Genomic DNA, 18,665 nt, shown 5'->3' on the forward strand with positions numbered 1-18,665 from the left:
AAATGAAGTATACAATAATGTGGGATTTTGACGGAACAATTGCTGATACTACCGATCTTATAATAGAATCTTACCAACAAACCTTCAAACACTTTTTTGGCTTTGAATTTCCAAGAGAAAGGATATTAAGCGTTTTTTCTCTTCCTATGAGAGAAAGCTTTATAGCGCTTGGCTTCGAAGAGGATGTCATAGACAAACTGTTAGATTATTATCGACAATATCACGAATCTGTATTCAAATACAAGATAAAAGCGTATCCAGGAGCAAGAGAAACCATTGAAGAGCTTTCAAAAGAGGGCGTAGTCCAAGCAATTGTAACATCTAGAAGGCGTCGTACTACATATGAAGGAATAAAACATCTAAAAATTGAAGAATTTATTCAAGAAGTAGTATGTAGTGAAGATGTCAATCGACCAAAACCAGATCCAGAACCAATAGAAAGAGTTTTGGAAAGGACCAACTCTGATAAAAGAGCATCATTTATGGTCGGAGATAGCCAGTATGATCAGATGGCTGCAAAACAAGCCAATATAAAATTTCTTGGAGCCCTGTGGGGACCAAGGCCAGAAAGTTTATATCCTGATAAAGATTCTTTTTTGATAAGTGATTTTAAAGAAGTTAAAAATTATGTTTTTTGTTATAATGATAAAATTCTATAACTTTTAAAAATAAGGAGGTATCTAGTGGGCATATTAGATGGTAAAAAAGCTCTTATTTTCGGCCTTGCTAATGACAAGAGCATCGCATGGGGCATTTCTAAAGCGTTTAAAGATGAAGGGGCCGAACTTGCTTTGACTTATCTTCCTGTTATGGAGAAAAGGGTCAAACCTCTTGCCGAAAACCTGGAAGCAAAAATTGTTCTTCCTTGCGATGTAAATAAAAATGAAGATCTAAAAGCAGTTCATGATTCAATAAAAAATGAATGGGGCTCAATTGATATATTAGTTCACTCTGTGGCATTCGCTCCAAAGGAAGAATTCGAAGAAGGCTTGTTACAAACATCAAGAGAAGGCTTCAAGATAGCAATGGAAACCAGCTGTTATTCGCTAATTGCTATGTGTAACGCCTTTTATCCTCTTATGGAGGGGAGAGAGGCATCAATCATAACCATGACATATTACGGTGCAGAAAAGGTTGTGCCTCACTATAATATAATGGCAGTCTGTAAAGCTGCGCTAGAAGCGTCTGTAAGATTTTTGGCATACGATCTTGGTCCAAAAAAGATTAGAATAAATGCAATTTCTGCAGGTCCAATTAAGACTCTTGCAGCCTTTGGCATAAAGGGATTTAGTGAATTACTAAAACATAATGAGCAAAATTCTCCGCTTATGAGGACAATTACCATTGAAGATGTTGGGAATCTTGCTTCCTTTTTGGCATCAGATAGATCTAAAAATATTACAGGCGATATTATTTATGTAGATGCAGGTTATCACGTTATGGGAACTCCTAGGGCTCCAGAAGATTTATAAAAAATAGACTGTGATCTATGAAGTATAAAAATACTCATAGATCACAGTTATTAAAATTATCTAATTTAGATAAATGCTATTAGAATTCATAAGCTGATTCCTCGTGTTCACTTTCGTCAAGACCCTTGATCTCAGATTCTCTTGAAACCCTTAGGCCAAAAAACCTTTGAATAAGTAAACCAATTAAGAAAGTTATTGTGAAGCAATAAATAATAGCTACAACCACGCCTATTATTTGAGATACAATCTGAGTAGCTGAACCAAAAAGGAGACCCTTTGCTCCGTTTATCAAAGGATTAGCAAAGATGCCAAGTGCTAAACTCCCCCAAATTCCAGAGATGCCATGAATTCCAAAAACGTCAAGAGTATCATCATAATTGAACTTTGGTTTAATAAACGTAATCGCAAAATAGCAAAGACAAGATGAAATTATACCAATAACAAGAGCGCTTGAAATATTAACATATCCTGCGTCAGGTGTAATTGCGCCAAGACCAGCTATACAACCTGATATTGCCCCTAAAACAGTTGCCTTATTATCTTTTATGAGATCTATTGCCATCCATGTCAAAAGACCACTAGATGCAGCAATATTTGTATTTATAAAAGCATCTACTGCAAGTTGACCCGAAGAAAGAGCGCTTCCTGCATTGAACCCAAACCAACCAAACCATAAAAGACCTGCACCAATAACAGAATAGCCTAATTGATGAGGTAAAATCCTCATATCTTTTCTCCTACCAAGAATTAGGCACATTGCAAGTGCAGAGATCCCTGCGCTAATATGAACCACAATGCCCCCAGCAAAATCTAATACTCCTAATTTGGCAAGCCATCCGTCACCCCATACCCAGTGGGCAAGTGGAATATAGACAAAGGTAACCCATAAAACTGTAAAAATTATCCAACTCTTAAATTTTATTCTCTCTACAAGGGCTCCAGAAATTAGAGAGACAGTAATAGCCGCAAATGTCATCTGATAAACTGCAAAAAGTATTGTGGGTATTGAACCAGAAACTGAAGTAATATGAGAGAAGAAAACATCTGTAAAACTACCTATTATTCCAAAAAAATCTTTGCCAAAAACTAGTGGAAAACCAAAAACAAACCATATAACAGAAACAATCGCGTATGAAACGATAGACATCAACATCGTGTTAAGAGCGCTTAATTTCTTAACCAGTCCGCTGTAAAAAAGAATTAATCCAGGAAATGTCATAAGCATTACGAGTGCAGTAGAAACCATCATCCAGGAAGTGTCAGCCTTGTTAATGGTATTTAAACTTTGAGCAAAAGCTGACTTCACAGATAGATCCAAAACAATAAACAAAACTGAAAAAACTAACAAAATTCTTTTCAAAACAATACCCCTTTCTGCTATGAAATTTTTTAATCACAAAGCAAAGGCAACCATAATTAGGTTACCCTTGCTTTGTGATTAACTTAAAGTAATTCTTATTTAAAAGTTAAAATCAAAAAATTTACAAACCATAAGCGCTCTCTTCGTGAAGGCTTGCATCAAGACCCTTAATCTCATCTTCAGGCTTTACTCTTAAACCTATGGTCACATCTATAAGCTTGCCGATAATTAATGTCATTACGAAACAATAGCCTCCTGTTGCAAGTATCGCCAGAACCTGTATACCAACTTGAGATGGATTGCCGAATATAAGGCCTGTCCCAGCGCTGTTAATCCATGGGCAAGCAAATATACCTGTTGCAAGAGCACCCCAGATTCCAGAAATACCGTGAACACCAAAAACATCAAGAGAATCATCATATTTGAAAAATGGTTTTAGGTATGAAACAGCCAAGAACGAAAGAACTGATGCACCAACACCTATAGCAAGAGCACCTGCGATATTTACAAATCCAGCAGCAGGCGTAATTGCAACCAAACCAGCTACTGCACCAGATATAGCTCCAAGAGCTGTAGCCCTGTGATCTTTTATAAAATCTAATGCCATCCATGTAAGAAGAGCCATTGCTGTAGCAGTGTTTGTATTGATAAATGCCGCACCAGCTAATTGTCCTGAAGTAAGAGCGCTTCCAGCGTTAAATCCAAACCAACCAAACCATAAAAGACCTGCACCAATTATAGATATACCAAGTTGATGAGGCATAAGCCTCGTATCCTTTCTTTTTCCAATGAGTAGTGCTAGCGCAAGACCAGCTAAACCTGCATTTATGTGTACAACCGTACCCCCCGCAAAGTCAAGAGCTCCAAGCTTCATAAGCCATCCGCCGCCCCATACCCAGTGAGCAATAGGAAGATAAACCACAGTTGACCAGATAAGAGCAAATAACATCCATGATGAAAATTTCATCCTCTCAATCACAGATCCAGATATGAGAGCTACGGTAATAGCAGCAAACGTCATCTGAAACGCTGCGAATACGCTTGTAGGTATTGTCCCAGTAAGAGAATTTGTTTCAACAATATTATAGAAAAATGGACTAACAAATTGACCAATTATGCCGCCTACATCATTGCCAAAAGCAAGTGGATATCCAAAAACAAACCATGTTACGGAAATCAAGGCATAAGCACCGACTGACATCAACATCGTGTTTAATGCACTACTCTTCTTTACCAAACCACCGTAAAACAGAGCAAGGCCAGGCATGGTCATAAGCATTACGAGTGCAGTAGAAACCATCATCCAAGCAGTATCGGCGCCATTAAGTTCGGGAGTAGTCGTAGCATCATCTGCATAACTAACAGAACCAAAACTTTGAATGATAATTAGGGAAAAAAGAAAATAGCCAGTAAGTAAGATATATCTTAGATATGACGGAAGCGTTTTAAATAGAGGATTTGATTTCAAAGAAAAGGTTCTTATAATTAACATTATCAGAGTTATAAAAATAGTAGACAAGCCTTCAGGAACATAAAACATATTCTTCCCTCCTTAAATTTTATAGTGCCTCTTTGCCCTCTTCTGCAGTTCTTATTCTGATAACATTTTCCATCGGAAGAACGAATATCTTGCCGTCACCAACATCGCCAGTTTTGGCAGCTTCTCTAATAATCTCGATTACCTTATCTGAATATTCATCTTCTACTGCAATCTCAAGCTTTATCTTCTCCACGAAGTCCACAACATATTCAGAACCACGATATCTTTCTTTATGGCCGCGCTGCCTTCCAAAGCCCCTAATCTCGGATACGCTCATGCCCTTAACAAATCCCGCCTCCATAAGGGCCTCTTTGATTTCATCTAACTTGTAAGGTCTAACGATTGCAATTATGTACTTAAACAAGCTGAAAGCCCCCTTTCAAATTCTTTTGTAAAATCTGAATTGTAAAAACGAAAAGGATACAAACTAAAACAAAGCCTGAAAATACAATCAGAAAAAGCTGCCATACCTCTTAAATAGGAAAAAGATGAGAGGAAAAATAAAAGAGGAGATAGAGTAAGAATCTTTAACGCATCCTTTTTTAAGGAACGCCATTGTTCCTGAAGTGTTTTAATAGTACCAAATTTATCTTACTTTGTCAAATTTAAAAGTTTATCTTAAGAAGATGACTTATCTTTCGAGAAAAGCCAGAACCTCAGCGTGAACTGTATTAGGAAAGAAATCAAAACCGTAAATCTTTTTTAAATCATACTTTTTCAATAAAAAGGAAAGATCTCTACCAAGAGTTATAGGATTACACGAAAGATAACAAATCTTTTTTGGCAAGTTTTTTAATAATTTATCTAAAAGTATTTTCTTAGCACCATCTCTAGGCGGATCAAGGATAACAACGTCAGATTCTTGCAAAATATCTTTACTAATTGTTTCAGAGTTAGATAAAATAGGCACCACATTTTTTGCACCAAGCGCTTTTATATTCTTAATTGAATAAAGGTTCGAATTTCTAAAAGACTCTATTAAAACTACCTTATCTGCTAGATCTCTTAGACTAAGTCCTATAGATCCAACTCCAGAATATAAATCTACTATTTTTCTCGCACTATTAATCTCGTTTCTAATAATCTCTAATACCTTAGAAAAAAGTTCAATGTTGTTCTGAAAAAAACAATCATAACCATATTTAATCTTGGTTCCCAAAAGATCCTGCTCTAAAAATTCCTGACCAAATATTTGCCTACTATTTGCACCATCAATGACAAGGCCAGCCAAATTTTCAATTTTAGGTATTGTTAATATATCACTTTTATTGCTTAAATAAATTATCCCTAACACTAAACCATTTGTGTTATTTCTAAAAACAATTTTGTCTAGAGCTCTTTTATCTATATCTAAAGAGGTTATATAATCTAAAAGACTGTACGCAATATAATTTACTCTATCGTCTATTAGTTTGCATCCATTTTCAAGAATCACAAGATCCTTTGTCCCTCTCTTATAAAAAGCATAATTCAAATTAGAGTTAGTATTTTCAAATCTGTATTCGATCTTTGTTCTATAACCATATATATTTTTAGCCTTATAAAAAGAGCCAAGCTTGATCTGCTTTCTAATTGTTTGAAATAATCCTTCCTCAATAATGCCTTTTTTCAGTTCTATTTGATACTCATAGTCTATAGTCTGCCAGGGTGAGCAGCTTAGATAATGATTTTCTTTCGGAAGAATTCTAAACCTAGATGGCTCAATTATATTTACAAGCTCTGCTTCAATGTAGTCTTTCTTCTCCCTTACAAACCTTACCTCAGCGACCTCACCAGGCAAAACTCCATAACAGAATACTACTTTGCCGCAATTTCTCCCAAGAGCTCTGCCAGAGCTAACAATCTTTTCAAATTTTATAGGTAAAAACTGCACTATTTCCTAATTGTCCCAATAACTTTAAGTTTTACACCAGGATCAAGTTCCTCAAAAGACATTATTGGTATTCTTGGCAACGCCCTAAGCGTAAGCGCTCTAATGTGAGGTCTTATTCTAGAAGTAGTCAAAATTACAAACCTTTTGCCCTGAGATAAGGCTTCCTGTATTGACGTGGTAATACTGTTTACAACAGTTTGAGCAAATTGATTATCAAGAACTTTATTTTCAGCTAAACTAGAATAAATTTCGCTTTCAAGATTGGCATCTATAACAATTGCACTAATTTCTCCAGGAGAATCCTCATACATCTGAGTAATAGCTTTGCCCAACCTTTTTCTCACAGCTTCAGTAAGTGAGGTTACGTCTCTTAACTGTCTGGCATTATCAGCAAGAGCTTCAAAAATTGTAACCATATCTCTAATAGATATACCCTCACTTAATAGAGCGTGCAAAATCTTCTGAACGTCTCCAATTGACAATAGTTCCGGAATTACCTCTTCAACAAGTACCGGATGAGTAGACTTTAAATTCTCAATAAGTACGGAAGTTTCTTGCCTACCTAAGATTAAGACAGCATTAGCTTTTATAACTTCCGTCATATGAGTTACAATTACCGAAGATGGGTCAACTACAGTGTAACCTGATAGTTCAGCAACTTCTTTTTGTTCTAGGTCTATCCAAACTGCGTTGAGCCCAAAAACTGGCTCTTTAACTCTTATTCCACTTATAGTAATTTCTTGACCAGCTGGAGGCATAGCAAGTAGTTTATTTGGATAAGCATCTCCAAACGCTACAATATTACCCCTTATTTTAATCTGATACCTTGTAGAATTAAGTTGAAGATTATCCCTTACTCTAATTGGTGGGATAATGAAACCCATCTCTTCTGAAAGCTTTCTTCTAGTAAGAGCTAATCTGTGAAGGATCCCCTCTCCTCTACTTACGTCAGCTAGCTGAACCAGTGCATAACCCATTTCAAGTTCCAGTGTTTCAACTCTTAGAATTGAGGGATCAATCTCTACAGGAGGAAGGGTAACTGGCGCTTCTACTTGAGTTTCCTCCTCAATAATTTCTTCCTTTTTAGCCCTTTGTATAAAGTAATACCCTACAAAACCAAAGAAAAGGGCAAGTATGAAAAAGGGCAATTTTGGAAGTCCCGGAATCATTCCCATTATTAACATTATCAAGGCAGCAAAGAGAATAGCTGAAGGCTGAGCTACCAACTGAGTAAACGTATCAGTCCCCAAGCCATCCTTACTTGATGCCCTTGTTATTATTATTCCCGTAGAAGTAGACAAGAGAAGTGCCGGAATCTGAGAAACAAGTCCTTCTCCTACAGTCAGAAGCGTGTAAGTGCTAAGCGCCTGATCGATATTCATATTATGCTGTATTATACCTATAATAAAACCACCTATTATGTTAATAAACATAATTACAATCGCAGATATAGCATCCCCTCTCACAAACTTTGATGCACCGTCCATACTACCATAAAAGTCCGCTTCTCTTTGGATATTTTTCCTTCTTTCCCTTGCTTGTTCTTCATTTATCAGGCCAGCATTAAGATCTGCATCGATACCCATCTGTTTCCCTGGCATAGAATCCAATGTAAATCTTGCTGCTACTTCAGCCGTACGCGTAGCACCGCTTGTAATAACCAAATATTGAATAACTATAAGAATTAAAAATATAATAAGGCCAACCACATAGTTTCCACCAACCACAAATGTCCCAAAAGAATTTATCACCTCGCCCGCAAAGGCATGCAGCAATATTAGTCTGGTAGCAGCTATCTCTAAAGAAATTCTAAATATTGTCATTATCAAAATTAGTGTTGGAAAGACAGAAAAATCAAGAGGAGTCTTAACGCTTAGCGTTACCATAAGAGTAACGATCGAAAGTGAAATGTTAAGAGAAAGCAGAACGTCCATTAAGGTGGGGGGCAATGGAATCATCATGATTCCCAAAATTAGCATAATCAATCCTGCAAGAACAGTTTCAGTTCGAGAAAAGATTGCGCTCATTTACTTCAGTTTCCGCTTTAACTCACTAATATTACTTGATATCTCATCAATATTGGTTTGATCTTCTTTAAAGTATTCTTTTAGATATAGCCGAAGGTGATGTTCTTTAATTTTTTCCATAATCTTTTTTTTCATGTCTTTGAGTAAAAAATCAGATTTATCCTCTTTTGCTTTTAAATAAGCCGAATACAGTTCATCTCTCTTTGCTCTTAGAAGTTCTTCTAATATATATAGATTGTTCAATAAAACATTTATGTCATATACACTAAAGCCACTTTCTAAAGCGAAGTTTAATTCATTTCTCGCATTAAGAACTTTTTTAAGTACAAACTTATATTCATTTTCTTTGTCCATAAATTTCTTTAACGATCTTGAAAAGGCGTTAAGTGAGAGATCTCTTTCTATTTCTCTAAGTTTTTTTATCTTCTCAAATCTAAAAAGAAATTTTTTCATTAGTAGACAATCTCATCTTCTCCGCCACGCGAGATGACTATCGTGCCAGCTTCTTCAAGTCTCCTAATTATTGCTACAACTTTACTTTGTGCTTCTTCTACCTGCTTTAATCTAACAGGCCCCATATATTCCAACTCCTCTTTTAACATCTGCGCAGCTCTTTGTGAAAGATTTTTCAAAATTCTCTCCTTTACCTCTTCAGAACTACCCTTTAGAGCAACGCTAAGATCCTTAGAATCAACCTCCCTTAAAACAACCTGTATCGAACGGTCGTCAAGATTTACAATATCATCAAAAGTAAACATCAATTTTCTTACATTTTCAGCCAATTCTGGGTCCTTTTCATCTAATGCCTCTAAAACTGATTTTTCAACGGCCCTACCAGATCTGGAAAGAATCTGTGCCAAAGTCTGAATCCCTCCAACTTCTGTAAAATCCTGACTAACAATAGTAGAAAGTTTTCTTTCAAGCACGCTCTCAACTTCACGTATGATATCTGGCGAAGTTCTATCCATTGTTGCCAATCTAAAAGATACGTCGGATTGAATAGCAGGAGGTAATTCGCTTAGGATCGTCCCTGCCTGTTCTGGCTTTAGATGAGCAAGGACAAGTGCAATTGTTTGTGGATGCTCGTTTTGAAGAAAGTTCAAAAGCTGTCTTGCATCAGCTTTTCTTGCGATCTCAAAGGGCCTTACCTGAAGCGAAGAAGAAAGTCTGGTCAAAATTTCTTGAGCCTTTTCTGGACCAAACGCCTTTTCGAGAAGTTCCTTAGCGTAGTTTACCCCTCCTCTTGCAGCAATCTCTTTGGCATACATAGTCTGAAATGCCTCTTCCAAAACTTCATCCACTTCACTGGTATCTATCTTTCCAAGACCTGCAATCTCAAGAGTCAAAAGCTCAACATCTTCATCAGAAAGATGTTTTAAGACGTTAGCTGCCTCATTTGGGCCAAGTTGCAAAAGAAGCGCAGCAGCCTTCTGTCTATTCGTAAAACGTTGACCTTTCATTTATTCCTCTCTTAACCAAGTCTTTATGAGGTTAGCAACCTCTGATGGTTTTTCTTTCGCAAGCCTTTCAACCTCATCTCTTGCCTTTTTTCTTGCTAACTCTTCAGGAGTAAGAGGTTTTTCATGGATAATTCCTTCAGCTCCTACCGTCGCATCAAGAATTTGTGCACCTCTTTGCTCCTGACTCTTTTTCAAAGAAGCTATAGTTCTTCTTAAAAATATAATTGCTATTATAGCAGCAATAACTATCGCAACCCACATAGCAATGCTTTTTATAGTATCCATCAGTTGTGCTTGTTGCATTGCCTGAAGCTCTTTTTGTTGATATGTCCTGTCAAAGGGCATTGCCTGGACGTCCACGCTATCACCTCTTTGAGGCAATATGCCCGCAGCGTTAGACACTGCCGCAGTTAGTGCCTGAAGATTTACAGTTTGAGGCGTTCCGTCAACAATTACCGAAACAGTCAGCCTTTTAATATCCCCTGATGGATTCTTTATCATTTCCTCCTGCTTGTTTACGTCATAATTTGTAATCTCCTCTGTTTTTCTGCTCGATGATGAAGAGGTTGGAGCTGGAGTCTGATACGAAGGTATGCCTTGAGGAACTGTTGCTGAAGGTGTTTGAGGTGTAGTGTTTTGACTTTTCGAAGTATCAGTAGTAACTTTGCTGGATATAACAATTCCATTTTGGCCTACTACAGGTGAATAAGTTATTTTCTTAACCTCCGAAGAGGCCAAATTCAATTCAGCAGAAACCCTAACTACAGATTTCCCAGGACCAAGCATTGTATCCAGCATTGTTTGTATTTTTCTCTGAACTTCGCTCTCATATTTTCTTTTTATGTCAAACTCTCTTTGAGAAAGTCCAGATTTATTAAAATTAAGATCTGCTGAAAGAAGTTCTCCCCTTGTATCCATAATAGTTACGTTTTCCGGTTTTAATCCTTCAACGGCTCTCGAAACTAAAAAAGCTATAGCTTCAGTCTCCTTTTCAGAAATACTCTGGCCTGGTTTTAGATTTAACATAACTGAAGCAGAGGCAGGTATGTCTTGAGAAACAAAAACTCCAGTTTTAGGCAGTACAATATGAACTCTCGCACCTTCTACGCCGTTTATCTGAGAAATAGTTCTCGCAAGCTCGCCTTGAAGCGCCCTGACATAATCAACTCTTTGAGTAAAATCTGTAGTAAAAAGGTTGTTCTTGTCAAATATCTCAAAGCCAACCCCAGAACCTTCTGGAAGGCCCTGAGCAGCCAAAGAAAGCCTTAGCTCATAAACCTTATCCTTGGGCACCAAAATAGTTGTCCCAGAATCTTTTAATTCGTATGGAATCTTCTGCTCTTTAAGCTTCGCTACAATAGCTGCCCCATCACTTGAGGAAAGATGAGTAAAAAGCGGCGCCATCTGAGGCTTAAAAAGGAACAAAGAACCAAATACAAATAAAATAAAGACAAGAGATACCCCTGATAAAAGCAAAAAGCGCCTCGTTGGTGACAGCGCCAAAAACCTATCACGCAAGCTAAAAAAGAGCGCGCGAACTCTATCCATAATTTTATGTAATTATTCTAGACAGATCCTGATATGCCCCTATAAGCTCGCTTCTCACGCTCATTAAAAGTTGCATAGAAAGAACTGCGTCCTCTTGTTTTATAAGAGCCGTGGGAAGATCGATTTTGCCTGCTGCAAGCTGTTCCGCAGCACGATCCCCTTCTTTAAGAGATGAATTTACATTTCCCAAAAAATCCATCAAGGCATCCTTGAAGTTTGAAGTAGGCTCAGATTTCCCTGTTAAATTAATTGGCGTTATATTTGGGTTAATAGGTTCTACAGGCTTCATTTCAGTTCATCCAGAGTTTGACCTATCATGGATTTAGTAGCGCTAACAACGTTAAGATCTGCCTCATAAGATCGAGAAGCATTAATCAAAGATACCATTTCACGAATGGGATTAACGTTTGGGTATTCGACATATCCATCAGCGTTTGCCTCAGGGTTACCAGGGTCATAAACCATTCTAGGTGGCGAATTATCGCTTATAATACCCGCTACCTTTACTCCAAGGAAACTGCCATCTTTTCCCGTAGATTCCTGTAATTCTACTATTTGCCTTTTAAATATCTGGCCGTTTTTGTCCTTCACGTTGCTATATGCATTTGCAAGGTTATTTGCAGCCACATCCATCTTTAGCCTTTGAGCTGTCAACCCTGAACCTGCAATCTCCAAAGTTCTTAAGAACACAAAAATCACTCCCTTTAACAGGATATAACTCTTGTAAATATTATACACAAAAAAGTTAATTTAATCAGTTTAAATTAACTACTGCTCTTTGTCGCTAAAAACAGCGGCTCTTCAACAGAATAGGAAGACTTATCCATTATGATTTGGATTCCAACTTTGTTCTTCTTGTTGATAACAAGCGGAGCTAGCAGGTTGACAGTAGAATCCTGAACAGGATTTTTCATATTTACTATACAAAGAACTATAGCATCTTCTTCCTTTTCAAGATTTATTGCATCAGCATCATATTTTTCTATAACAACGTCATAATCTTTAAACACGCTAAAAGCATCAACAACTATAAATCTCAAATTAGAAGAGATCTCTTGCAAATAAGCTAAAGGCATTGACTTATCTGGGATCGATATCTTAAAATTCTTTTCCCCTTCAAAACCGTATACCCCCCGTGGGAATTTTATAATTCCTGTCTCATTATTAATCTCATCTTTTTTTTGCATTATATCCTCTTTTAGCGATAAATTTTTAAAAAATTACTGTAAGTAATTTACAAGCGATTGAGGCAGTATTTGGGCTCCAACTTTTAATGCTGCCTGATATGCAGTTTGTCGTGTAGCATAATCCGTAACTACAGTTGGAAAATCTACATCCTGATAATTAGCAAGAATGGAGTTGTAGTTTGTAAGGGCGTTAGAATAATAATTAGACAAATACTGCATCATATTTTGTCTAGAACCCACAATTGATTGAAGATCGTTTACTGTTTTAATAGCATTTTGTATGTCAGAAACAGTATTTGATATGGTTACTTGATTTCCCGACTTAAGCGCCAATTGAAGGTTATCAAGGGCTTTAAAAATAGGGAGCAATTGAGTGCCATCAATATTTACTGTAGTAGTTGCGCCAGGTTCTACAGAATAATTTATAGAAGCTGAATCGCCTAAATAAACGACGTTGCCATTCGAATCCAGAGAAAAAGGAGCGCTAGAACTTTTAGAACCTGCAAATATATATGTATTCCCAACAGATGTATTAGCCACAGAAAGAAGTGACTGCTTTAACGCTTCCACGCTTTTTTCCAAAGAAGCCAGAGAATCTTGATTGGTTACGTTTGCACCCTGAAGAGCAATAGTATTAGCATTATTAAGAATTGTAGAAATAGAAGTAAGGGCAGAATCAGTTGAGTTCAAAATAGATTGACCTGCAGTAATGTTGTTCTGGTAGTTATTTATTCCATTAATCTTTTCTTTAAAGCTCATAATGTAGTTATTGGAAACGGGATTGTCCTGAGGAAGCTGAATTGCATTCCCAGAAGAAAGTTCATAAGAATCTTTTGCAATAGAAATCAACTGGTTATTTAAATCAGAATTAAACTGATTGATCATCATATTCATAGTTACTCTAGACATATTCTATCCTCCAATTCTAACCTGTTGAGTTTATAAGTTTATCCAACATAGAATTAATTGCATTTATAACCCTTGCGCTAGCTGAGTAAGCTGTTTGGTATTGGATAAGATTGGTCATCTCTTCATCCATACTCACGCCCTGCACACTTTGTTGTTGATTTTGCAAAAGGGTAACAACGTTACTTTGGTTTGTATAATTTGTAGTTGCTTGCTGTCCTTGAGTACCAATATTACTTGTCATACTAATATATGCATTTGCTACCGTAAAAGAACCGTCATAATTTTTGAAACCCAGCGCAGATGAATACTCACCAAGGACTCTTATCGATTGATTGGGATTAGATGTAACAAAAGTTAAAGATTCCCCGTCTGTCCCAACCGTAATGCCATACAATGGCATACCGCTCGAGCCATAAATAGAATTTAATTTACTTGCAATAGCACTGGCATTAGAATAATTGCCCGAAGGCAAATAAATGTTACTTGTAGTTACCTGCCCTGTCAGATTATTTGTTAACATCACCGTCAAAGTTCTTGATCTTGGATCTACGCCGTTTGCGGTAGCTCCGTACATCGCAAAATTATATAGATTGCTATCAGCTTGAGCAGAATTAGTAATGCCTGTAGAGTCAAAACCTTGAGTACCATCTCCAGTAACCGTTAGGGATGAAATGCCAAGATTTGGAGTATAGAAAGCAAGGTTTCCATTAATGCTTTCTGCATAAACCTGTCCCTTCAGTGATGATGAGCCAAGAGCAGTGTTCCAGGCACTCACAAGGCTATTTATGTTAGTATAAGTCCCAGTGGGTATGCTAATGGTCGTAGGACTTGAAGCATTGTTAAGCGTAAAGTTAAGCGTTGCATTGCTTGTTGTAGCTATGTTAAGAGGAAAAGTTAGAGCGCTTCCTATAGCAGTAGGAAAAGCTAGTGCTTGAAGCCCAGAAGCAATGAAGGATGAACCCTTAAAATTAGCATCCTGTATTGGAGTAGAGCCTTGATAATTATCTACCAATTTAAATGCTAAAAGATTGCCATCCTGATATGCCTGTATAAGTGGCGTAGAATTTGCATTTTGGACTCCAACAGAGCTAAATCCCAATAGACCGCTTGTATCACCCGAAACAGAAAGAGATGAGGTCGAAGAATCTATAACCTTAAACCCCAAAAGACCACCATCATTGTAAGCCTGGACATGGCCAGAAAGAGAAGATGCGGCTATCTGGGTATTTATATCGTTAATTAAATCATTAACTGAGTTGTAATTAGCAGCATCAGCAGTTATATTAACGCCATTTACAGTTAGTGTCCTTTGCGCCTGAGTTGCTGATCCCAAAGCAAGATTCAAAGTCGAAGGCGAGTCCTCTATTGCATGAGGGGGCGATGTCAGAGCGCTATTAGCCATTATTTTAGAATTTATATCGCTAATTAAATTTGCAAGGCTACCAAAATTATTTTGATCTATTATGATGCTCTGAGAAGGAAGCCCTCCCAACTGGATAGTAAGAGTTCTCTGAGCCGTAGTTGCGTTAGAAAAATCCAGGTTATAAATCCCGCTAGAACCTACATCTATATTTGCGCTTGAGAGGTTATATCCCGTAGAACTAAGATATTGAACTGGTAAGACAGAGCCAGAAACGCTTGTCTGATTAACAGGAAAACCATAAATGGGTTCATTTTGTAAATTTGCAATAGCTTGAGCTATCTCGCCGTCTCCACTTCCACCTGTAGAAGAAGCACCAATTAAAGCTGGATTATTTATAATTCTTGAATCTATACCCATAGTTGTAATGCTATTTCCTGTAAAGAAGTTTAGCGTTGGGCTTATATCGCTAACTAGATACGTAGAATTGAGTGGATATCCCTGTGAATTCAAATAATTTACAGCTGACATAAGAGATGTTGCCTGAGAATTAAGCTGATTAAGATAGTTTACAAGGTTAATATCCCTCATGTCTAAAGTAGCACCTATCTGACCTCCAGAAACGTTAGCGTTCATGCCATCGCTTGACCAAACTAATTTTGACATAGGTTGAGATGTGGGATCGTTTGGGTCTGATGGATTTGATGTATCAGGAATAACAGTAAGCGAGTCGTAACCCGCAGTAGAAACCAAAGAATGTCCTCCAATAGAGACCAACAAATTTCCCGACTGATCGGTAGTATAACTAACGTTCACCAACTTAGCAAGCTGATCAACCAAATTGTCTCTTTGATCCAATAAGTCGTTTGGTTGTTGACCACTTGCATTAACCACTGCAATTTGCTTATTTAAGGTATAGATATTTTGTGCAATTGTATTAACGTTTGTAGCAAGAGTAGAAAGGCTACTGCTGAGCTGATTTCTCAAATCTATCAGACCGTTGTAAAGACTTTGATAAGAAAAGATAAGGTTCTGTGAATCAGATATAACTAGCTGTCTGGTAGACAAATCGGACGGATTGTTTGCAAGTGATTGAAAGGCACTAAAAAAGTTTTGCAAACTAGTTTGAAGACCGATATTACTTGGCTCTGCAAGCGCAGTTTGAACTTGTTGAAGCAAGGTAGATGAAGTGTCATAATATGATTGCAAACTGCTTGCATTTCTAAGCTGTGCGTCTATAAAACTATCCCTATATCTTTTTATAGTAGATATGTTAACTCCAGTGCCAACTTCCCCCGATGTGGGATAGCTTAAGGGAGTATTTTGAACAAACACTGGCGACTGGCGAGAATAACTAGCAGTATTTGCGTTTGCAACGTTATGCCCAGTAACGTCCATTGCAAGTTGATTGGAAGCAAGGGCACTTTGTGCAATTTGAAGACCTAAAAACGACGAAATTGTACTCATTATATCTTTGCCTCAAAAGAAAAGTTTTGAATAGGCTTACCCTCAAGCATTGGAATCCCACAAATTTTCAAAGTATATTCGTTTAAAGCTTTTGCAACGCTTAAAAGGTGCATATTTCTTTCGTTTAGTTTTTTGATTTCCTCTAAACGAGAAAGGACTTCTTTTTTCTCAGATGGCAAAAATCTCCTATTTTTTAACGCATTTTCTAAAAGCTTAAAAACTTTTTCCTTTTTTTGAGTAATTTCAACAAGACCCTTTACGTCATCAGCGATCAAGATATCTTTCTCTTGTTCTAAGATGTCAACTGCATCATCTAAAAGCTTCATTGCTTCAAGTTACCCAAATAAGAATTTATAGCTTTAGATAGTTCAAGGCTTGATTTCACTCCACTAGAATTGAGTCTTGAAGCTATGGATTCCAGTTCATCACTACTTTTGGTAAGGGGCAAAACGTCGAGAGCCTTTTTCTGTAAGTCTACTACACTAACGCTTTGAGCCAGATTATCGCTAAACGATTGAGTCTTATCTGATTTTCCAGATTTTGTAATCGGAGTAGATGATCCCGATGGAAAGATTCCATATATTTTCACTTCACATTACCTCCTCGATTCTGCTATAAGTATTTATCGACAGGAGGAACTTTATTTTTTAAGCCCTTCATCAATATGAAACCCTTTTTTTCTCTCAGTTTCTTTCTTCAACTCTTGAGCTACCTTTTCAAGGTCTTTGCCGAGTTTTTGTCTTAACAAAGCTTCCTTGTCCACTTCACCAGAAGGTGAAACAGTTTTTATTCTCCCCTGTTTTATAAATCGAAGGATCCAAAACTCATCAACCTGAGCTCCCTCTGAAACTTCATTCGGGCTGGAATTGGGGTGTTTTCTGAGATATTCGTTAACCTTTCTTAGCATTTCATCTTCTTCTTTTACATGCTCAGGGCAAAGGTCGTAACCCAGAGAGTTGAACAGTCGATTGCATCGCGCGCAGTTTATCAACGGCACCCTCATCACCTCCAACAAGTTTATCTTTTATATAGTTAGCTATACCTATTCCACCGCCTTTACTTACGGTATCAGCAATATTTTGAAGCAACATGTCATATTCTATACTCTTATCTGGTTTCCATTCATTTTCACCTGGGATAGTTCTTTTCATCTCCTCAAGAAGCTGATATATAAAAAGGGATTCAAATCCTTCTGCTACTTGTTGCAATTTTTGGGAGTCCTTTGAATTTTTAACGCTGACTCTATCATTTGACTCTAAAGGCTTTAAAACCATCTTTGATGAACTATTTATATTAAAGCTATCTATATTATTCAACACATATCACCTACCTAAAAATTTTATCTCACATTTACTACATTACGATCAAGTCCGCTTCCAAAGATCCTGCTTCCTTAAGAGCTTGGAGTATAGCTATTATATCTCTTGGCGTCGCCCCAATGCTGTTTAGGGCCTTTACTAGATCGTCAACTGTTCCGTTTACGAGAACCAGTGAACCTGCGGATTCTGTAGCAGTAACTTGTGTGTTAGGAGCAGTTGTTGTAACTCCTCCAGAGAGCGGATTTGGCTGAGAAACAGTTGGCGTAGTCTTTATCTGAACCGTTAAGTTTCCATGAGCAATAACTGCACTCTTTAGGGTGACGTTAGCACCAATAACTACTGTTCCGGTTCTTTCGTTAACCACTACTGTTGCCTTATTATCAGGATTTATTGGAAGCTGTTCTATACTCGATATAAAAGCCACGCTGTTATTTGTAAATTCACTTGGAATAGATACTTCCACAGTTTTTGCATCAACGGCCTTTGCAATATCACCATATGAAGAGTTTATAGCCTTTGCAATCCTTTCAGCGGTAGTATAATCTGCCTTTCTAAGGAAAAATCTAACCTCATTTGTTGGTTGAAACAGTGCGGGAATGCTCTTAATCAGAACCAAACCATTATTCAAATTTGCTACCGTTGGGAAGTTCTTTACTGTTCTGGTTCCCCCGCCTCCAATTGAATACGCTCCTCCCACCGATATTGGACCCTGTGCAAAACCATATTGAATTCCATCAGGTCCAAACATAGGAGTCATCAAGAGAGTTCCACCTGCTATAGAGGTTGCGTCTCCCATACTTGATACTACTGCGTCAGCTCTTTCACCCGCAATGCTCTGAGTTGAAACGCTTGCAGTAACCATTACTGCAGCCACGTTTTTAGCTTTTAATTGAGAATAATCAAAATTAACTCCAAATCTTTTCAACATATTTGCATAGGAGTTAATTGTAGATTGAATTTTATCAGAGTCCCCCGTTCCATTTAATCCTACAACCAGACCGTATCCTACAAGCTGAAACGAATTTGTACCATCCGTATAGCAAATATCCTTTATTCTAGTCTCGGCATCTGAAGATGGCACACTAAAAATTAGGAGATATAAACATATTAGTACCATTGATATTAAAAAATTTTTCATAAGAT

At 37.3% G+C, this 18,665-nt stretch carries 20 protein-coding genes; 2 read left to right on the forward strand and 18 right to left on the reverse strand.

The window, feature by feature from the left end; translation table 11 throughout:
- Nucleotides 1-2 precede the first annotated feature (2 nt).
- Nucleotides 3-659 carry an HAD family hydrolase gene (locus THENA_RS08575; RefSeq protein ID WP_013757007.1) on the forward strand — a complete coding sequence of 219 codons (657 nt, stop codon included), beginning with the start codon at nucleotides 3-5 and terminating at the stop codon, nucleotides 657-659.
- Nucleotides 660-683: 24 nt separating this feature from the next.
- Entirely contained in the window at nucleotides 684-1,472 is a 789-nt protein-coding gene (locus tag THENA_RS08580) for an enoyl-ACP reductase FabI (protein ID WP_013757008.1), read from the forward strand.
- A gap of 79 nt (nucleotides 1,473-1,551) precedes the next feature.
- On the opposite strand, the gene THENA_RS08585 is transcribed toward THENA_RS08580, so the two are convergent.
- From THENA_RS08585 to THENA_RS08670, 18 genes are all read right to left on the reverse strand, one after another.
- The gene (locus tag THENA_RS08585) at nucleotides 1,552-2,832 is read right to left on the reverse strand and encodes an ammonium transporter (protein ID WP_013757009.1); all 1,281 of its coding nucleotides are present in this window, start codon (nucleotides 2,830-2,832) and stop codon (nucleotides 1,552-1,554) included.
- A gap of 121 nt (nucleotides 2,833-2,953) precedes the next feature.
- Nucleotides 2,954-4,372: an ammonium transporter gene (locus tag THENA_RS08590; protein ID WP_013757010.1), complete on the reverse strand. Its 1,419-nt coding sequence runs from the start codon at nucleotides 4,370-4,372 to the stop codon at nucleotides 2,954-2,956.
- 19 nt (nucleotides 4,373-4,391) lie between these two features.
- Nucleotides 4,392-4,736 carry a P-II family nitrogen regulator gene (locus THENA_RS08595; RefSeq protein WP_013757011.1) on the reverse strand — a complete coding sequence of 115 codons (345 nt, stop codon included), beginning with the start codon at nucleotides 4,734-4,736 and terminating at the stop codon, nucleotides 4,392-4,394.
- A 267-nt stretch (nucleotides 4,737-5,003) separates the two neighbouring features.
- Entirely contained in the window at nucleotides 5,004-6,245 is a 1,242-nt protein-coding gene (locus tag THENA_RS08600; RefSeq protein ID WP_013757012.1) for a class I SAM-dependent RNA methyltransferase, read from the reverse strand.
- Complete coding sequence (gene flhA, locus THENA_RS08605) at nucleotides 6,245-8,272, reverse strand: flagellar biosynthesis protein FlhA (RefSeq protein WP_013757013.1); 2,028 nt, start codon at nucleotides 8,270-8,272, stop codon at nucleotides 6,245-6,247. Before flhA ends, THENA_RS08600 begins: the two co-directional genes overlap by 1 nt.
- Nucleotides 8,273-8,725 (reverse strand): hypothetical protein, encoded by a 453-nt coding sequence (locus tag THENA_RS08610; protein ID WP_013757014.1) that lies wholly within the window; start codon nucleotides 8,723-8,725, stop codon nucleotides 8,273-8,275.
- On the reverse strand, nucleotides 8,725-9,732 hold the full coding sequence (gene fliG, locus THENA_RS08615) for a flagellar motor switch protein FliG (RefSeq protein WP_013757015.1): 1,008 nt from the start codon (nucleotides 9,730-9,732) through the stop codon (nucleotides 8,725-8,727). The genes THENA_RS08610 and fliG overlap by 1 nt, the downstream gene beginning before the upstream one ends.
- Entirely contained in the window at nucleotides 9,733-11,280 is a 1,548-nt protein-coding gene (gene fliF, locus THENA_RS08620) for a flagellar basal-body MS-ring/collar protein FliF (protein WP_013757016.1), read from the reverse strand.
- A 4-nt stretch (nucleotides 11,281-11,284) separates the two neighbouring features.
- Complete coding sequence (locus THENA_RS08625; RefSeq protein ID WP_013757017.1) at nucleotides 11,285-11,569, reverse strand: flagellar hook-basal body complex protein FliE; 285 nt, start codon at nucleotides 11,567-11,569, stop codon at nucleotides 11,285-11,287.
- The gene (gene flgC / locus THENA_RS08630) at nucleotides 11,566-11,970 is read right to left on the reverse strand and encodes a flagellar basal body rod protein FlgC (protein ID WP_013757018.1); all 405 of its coding nucleotides are present in this window, start codon (nucleotides 11,968-11,970) and stop codon (nucleotides 11,566-11,568) included. The genes THENA_RS08625 and flgC overlap by 4 nt, the downstream gene beginning before the upstream one ends.
- A 74-nt stretch (nucleotides 11,971-12,044) precedes the next feature.
- Nucleotides 12,045-12,467: a flagellar assembly protein FliW gene (gene fliW, locus THENA_RS08635; RefSeq protein WP_013757019.1), complete on the reverse strand. Its 423-nt coding sequence runs from the start codon at nucleotides 12,465-12,467 to the stop codon at nucleotides 12,045-12,047.
- Nucleotides 12,468-12,500: 33 nt separating this feature from the next.
- Complete coding sequence (gene flgL, locus THENA_RS08640; protein WP_013757020.1) at nucleotides 12,501-13,376, reverse strand: flagellar hook-associated protein FlgL; 876 nt, start codon at nucleotides 13,374-13,376, stop codon at nucleotides 12,501-12,503.
- A gap of 16 nt (nucleotides 13,377-13,392) precedes the next feature.
- Nucleotides 13,393-16,203, reverse strand: coding sequence for a flagellar hook-associated protein FlgK (flgK, locus tag THENA_RS08645; protein ID WP_013757021.1), 2,811 nt, complete (start codon nucleotides 16,201-16,203; stop codon nucleotides 13,393-13,395).
- On the reverse strand, nucleotides 16,203-16,529 hold the full coding sequence (locus THENA_RS08650) for a flagellar protein FlgN (RefSeq protein WP_013757022.1): 327 nt from the start codon (nucleotides 16,527-16,529) through the stop codon (nucleotides 16,203-16,205). The genes flgK and THENA_RS08650 overlap by 1 nt, the downstream gene beginning before the upstream one ends.
- A complete protein-coding gene (locus tag THENA_RS08655; protein WP_013757023.1) occupies nucleotides 16,526-16,792 on the reverse strand; it encodes a hypothetical protein in 267 nt (88 codons plus the stop codon). The genes THENA_RS08650 and THENA_RS08655 overlap by 4 nt, the downstream gene beginning before the upstream one ends.
- A 51-nt stretch (nucleotides 16,793-16,843) precedes the next feature.
- Entirely contained in the window at nucleotides 16,844-17,200 is a 357-nt protein-coding gene (locus THENA_RS08660) for a hypothetical protein (protein WP_013757024.1), read from the reverse strand.
- Nucleotides 17,133-17,519, reverse strand: coding sequence for a hypothetical protein (locus THENA_RS08665; RefSeq protein ID WP_041438033.1), 387 nt, complete (start codon nucleotides 17,517-17,519; stop codon nucleotides 17,133-17,135). The genes THENA_RS08660 and THENA_RS08665 overlap by 68 nt, the downstream gene beginning before the upstream one ends.
- A gap of 37 nt (nucleotides 17,520-17,556) precedes the next feature.
- Entirely contained in the window at nucleotides 17,557-18,660 is a 1,104-nt protein-coding gene (locus THENA_RS08670; RefSeq protein WP_013757025.1) for a flagellar basal body P-ring protein FlgI, read from the reverse strand.
- Nucleotides 18,661-18,665: the final 5 nt, after the last annotated feature.

The organism is Thermodesulfobium narugense DSM 14796, assembly GCF_000212395.1.
In the GTDB taxonomy this organism is placed as follows: domain Bacteria; phylum Thermodesulfobiota; class Thermodesulfobiia; order Thermodesulfobiales; family Thermodesulfobiaceae; genus Thermodesulfobium; species Thermodesulfobium narugense.

Bases quoted from the DNA above. Each gene is read 5' to 3' on its own strand.
- THENA_RS08575 (WP_013757007.1), top strand. From the start codon at position 3: ATGAAGTATACAATAATGTGGGATTTTGACGGAACAATTGCTGATACT.
- THENA_RS08590 (WP_013757010.1), bottom strand. From the start codon at position 4,372: ATGTTTTATGTTCCTGAAGGCTTGTCTACTATTTTTATAACTCTGATA.
- flhA (WP_013757013.1), bottom strand. From the start codon at position 8,272: ATGAGCGCAATCTTTTCTCGAACTGAAACTGTTCTTGCAGGATTGATT.
- THENA_RS08610 (WP_013757014.1), bottom strand. From the start codon at position 8,725: ATGAAAAAATTTCTTTTTAGATTTGAGAAGATAAAAAAACTTAGAGAA.
- fliG (WP_013757015.1), bottom strand. From the start codon at position 9,732: ATGAAAGGTCAACGTTTTACGAATAGACAGAAGGCTGCTGCGCTTCTT.
- fliF (WP_013757016.1), bottom strand. From the start codon at position 11,280: ATGGATAGAGTTCGCGCGCTCTTTTTTAGCTTGCGTGATAGGTTTTTG.
- THENA_RS08625 (WP_013757017.1), bottom strand. From the start codon at position 11,569: ATGAAGCCTGTAGAACCTATTAACCCAAATATAACGCCAATTAATTTA.
- fliW (WP_013757019.1), bottom strand. From the start codon at position 12,467: ATGCAAAAAAAAGATGAGATTAATAATGAGACAGGAATTATAAAATTC.
- flgL (WP_013757020.1), bottom strand. From the start codon at position 13,376: ATGTCTAGAGTAACTATGAATATGATGATCAATCAGTTTAATTCTGAT.
- flgK (WP_013757021.1), bottom strand. From the start codon at position 16,203: ATGAGTACAATTTCGTCGTTTTTAGGTCTTCAAATTGCACAAAGTGCC.
- THENA_RS08650 (WP_013757022.1), bottom strand. From the start codon at position 16,529: ATGAAGCTTTTAGATGATGCAGTTGACATCTTAGAACAAGAGAAAGAT.
- THENA_RS08670 (WP_013757025.1), bottom strand. From the start codon at position 18,660: ATGAAAAATTTTTTAATATCAATGGTACTAATATGTTTATATCTCCTA.